The sequence below is a fragment of the Streptomyces spongiae genome (assembly GCF_009377185.1).
GTDB classification, from domain to species: domain Bacteria; phylum Actinomycetota; class Actinomycetes; order Streptomycetales; family Streptomycetaceae; genus Streptomyces; species Streptomyces spongiae.
In genome coordinates this window covers 1-2,868 of record NZ_VJZC01000884.1, presented here as the reverse complement: position 1 = coordinate 2,868, position 2,868 = coordinate 1, and the positions used below count along the sequence as shown (strand labels likewise).

At 72.0% G+C, this 2,868-nt stretch carries 2 protein-coding genes and 1 pseudogene; 1 reads left to right on the top strand and 2 read right to left on the bottom strand.

Translation table 11 applies throughout. The annotated features are described in order from the left end of the window. The coding region (locus FNH08_RS48195) for an MFS transporter (RefSeq protein WP_152778226.1) at positions 1-1,275 on the top strand (1,275 nt) is incomplete at its 5' end. Positions 1,276-1,309: 34 nt separating this feature from the next. Here FNH08_RS48195 and FNH08_RS48190 read toward each other — a convergent pair. After that, the gene (locus tag FNH08_RS48190) at positions 1,310-2,302 is read right to left on the bottom strand and encodes a DMT family transporter (RefSeq protein ID WP_152778225.1); all 993 of its coding nucleotides are present in this window, start codon (positions 2,300-2,302) and stop codon (positions 1,310-1,312) included. Between the two features lie 124 nt (positions 2,303-2,426). Beyond that, positions 2,427-2,868, bottom strand: a pseudogene (locus FNH08_RS48185) (transcriptional regulator); the annotation flags it as partial.

Here is a 2,868-nt window from a genome sequence, read left to right as displayed (position 1 = left end):
CCCCACCACCGCCGCAAGGTCGCCACCGCCGCAGCCCTCGCCTCGGCCGTCGAGTGGTACGACTACTTCGTCTTCGGCATAGCCGCGGCCCTCGTCCTCGGCGACCTCTACTTCCCCGCGGGCAGCCCCTCCGCAGGAGTCCTCGCCGCGTTCGCCACCTTCGCCGTCGGCTTCCTCGCCCGCCCCCTCGGCGGCATCGTCGCGGGCCACCTCGGCGACAAACACGGCCGCAAGCCCATGCTGGTCCTCGCCCTCACGCTGATGGGCCTCGCCACGACCGGCATCGGCCTCCTCCCCACGTACGAGACGATCGGGATCGCCGCTCCGGTGCTGCTCGTCCTCCTCCGCGTCGTCCAGGGCGTCGCCGTCGGCGCGCAGTGGGGCGGCGCGATGCTGCTCGCCACCGAGTACGCCCCGGAGGGCAAACGCGGCGTGTACGGCAGCTTCGTCCAACTCGGCGTGCCCATCGGCGTGGTGAGCGCCAACTCGGTCTTCCTCGTCGCGGGTGCGGCCACCAGCGAGACCGCGTTCACCGCCTGGGGCTGGCGCGTGCCGTTCCTCATCGGCCTGTTCGTGCTCGCCCTCGCCTGGTACATCCACCGCCGCGTCGAGGAGACCCCCGAGTTCCGGGCGGCGGAACGGGCGCTGGCGGAGAAGGAGAGAAGCGAGAAGAGCTCACCGCTGCGCACGATCCTCCGGGGCCACCTCGGCACGGTCCTCCTCGCGGGTGGCTCCTTCGCCGTGAACACCGCCACGTTCTACATCCTGATCACCGGTGTCCTCGACTACACGACCCGCGAACTCGACATGAAACGCGGGGCGGTTCTCACCGTGTCACTGTGCGTGAGCCTCACCCAGCTCGTGCTCATCCCGGCCGCCGCCGCCCTCTCCGACCGCATCGGTCGCATCCGTATCTACGCGTTCGGGGCCGCCGGGATCGCCCTGTGGGCCGTACCGCTGTTCCTGCTCATCGACACCGGTTCGCTGCTGTGGCTGGCCGTCGGCACGTTCGTCGCCAGTTGCTTCCTCAGCATCATGTACGGCCCTCAAGCCGCCCTGTTCGCCGAGCTGTTCACCCCCGAGATGCGGTACACGGGCGCCTCGCTCGGCTACCAGATCGCGGCGGTGTTCGGCGGCGGGCTCGCTCCCTTCGTGATGGTGCTGCTGCTGGAGGCGACGGGGACCTCCATGGCGGTGTCCGCGTACATCGTCGGGCTGGCCGTGGTCGCGCTGGTGTCGATCAAGGTGTTGGCGGGGCGGTCGCGGGTGGACTGACACGAGTCGGCGTGGGTGGGGTGGCTGTTCCCGCTCATGCCTGTTCCGGCTCATGCTGTTCTCGCTCAGGTCGTGGTTCCGGGGTCACGGCCGGGGGCGGGGGCACGGCTTTCGGTGTCGTACGTGCCCGGGAGCGTGACACCGCCACCCCGGCCAGGCACAGCGCGCCGCCCGCCAGGGTGAACAGCCCCGGCACCTCGTCCAGCGCCAGCCACGACATCAGCACCACCAGCGCGGGCACCGCGTACGTGGTCGCGCCCATGCGGCTCGCGGTCGTACGGGCCAGCGCGTACGCCCACGTCGTGAACGCCAGCGCGGTCGGGAACACACCCAGGTAGATCATGTTGAGGGTCGCGGAGAGCGGCGCGTCGCCCGCCTCCGTGACCAACTTCCCCGCGAACGGCAGGCACACGACCGCACCGACGAGACAGCCGAACGTCGTCACCTGCAGCGCACTGGCCCGCCCGAGCGCCGGCTTCTGCGCGACGACGCCTCCCGCGTACCCCACGGCTGCGAGCAGGCACAGGACTACGCCCAGGACGGACGACCCGCCTCCACCGGACATCGACAGCCCCACGGTGACCGCGCCCGCGAACGACACCGCCATGCCCGCGAGCAGCCGAGGCGGCATCTGGTCGCCCAGCAGGCGCGAGCCGAGCAGGGCGACGAGGATCGGGCCGATGTTGACGATCAGGGCCGCCGTGCCGGCGTCGACCTGCTGCTCGCCCCAGTTGAGGGCGACCATGTAGAAGCCGAACCACAGCAGCCCGGATATCAGGATCCCCGGCCACGCGGCCCGCGGTGGCCACCCCTCCCGGCGCACCACGCAGATGACCCCGAGCGCCACCGCTCCCGTCAGCAGCCGCCCGAGCGCCAGTGCGCCTGGCGAGTACGCGGCACCCGCACTGCGGATCGACACGAACGCGGAGGCCCACAGCACGACGGTGACCGTGGCTGCCGCCGCGGCGAGCAGTTCCGTACGGCGGGTGGACGGGGTGGCCTTGGCGGCCGACGCGGTGGTCATCATGCTCCTGAGGCTAGGTGGGGCAAGGGAGTTGGGGCTCGCGGATTTCGGACGGGGCGTCGGGCGGAGGAGCAGCTCAGGGCAGTTGGACGGGGGTGAGCTCAGAGCGGTTGGGTGGGGGGCGAGATCAGAGCAGTGACGCCGGCTCGATGTCCAGCAGCTCGGCGAGGGCCCGCTCGCCTGCCGGCGTGACCTTGACCGCCCGCTCGGATCCGATGCGTACGCACCAGCCGGCGGTCAGCGCGCGGCGGCACAGGGCCGCGCCCGCGACGCCCGCGAGGTGCGGGCGGCGTTCGGTCCAGTCGAGGCAGGCGCGGGCGAGGGGGCGGCGGCCGGTGCGTGCGAGGTCGATGCCCGCGGTGGCGAACCAGGCCAGGCCGGTGTCCGTGAGGGCGAAGCCGGTGTCCTGACGGGTGTCCTGGGTGTCCTGGTGGGTGTCCTGGCGGAGGAGACCGTGGTGGGTTAGGGCGTCGGTGATGGTGATGCCTAGGCGGCCGGCGAGATGGTCGTAGCAGGTGCGGCCGCGGGCCATCGCGGAGCGGGTGGTGGCGGCGCGGAGGGTGCGGGGG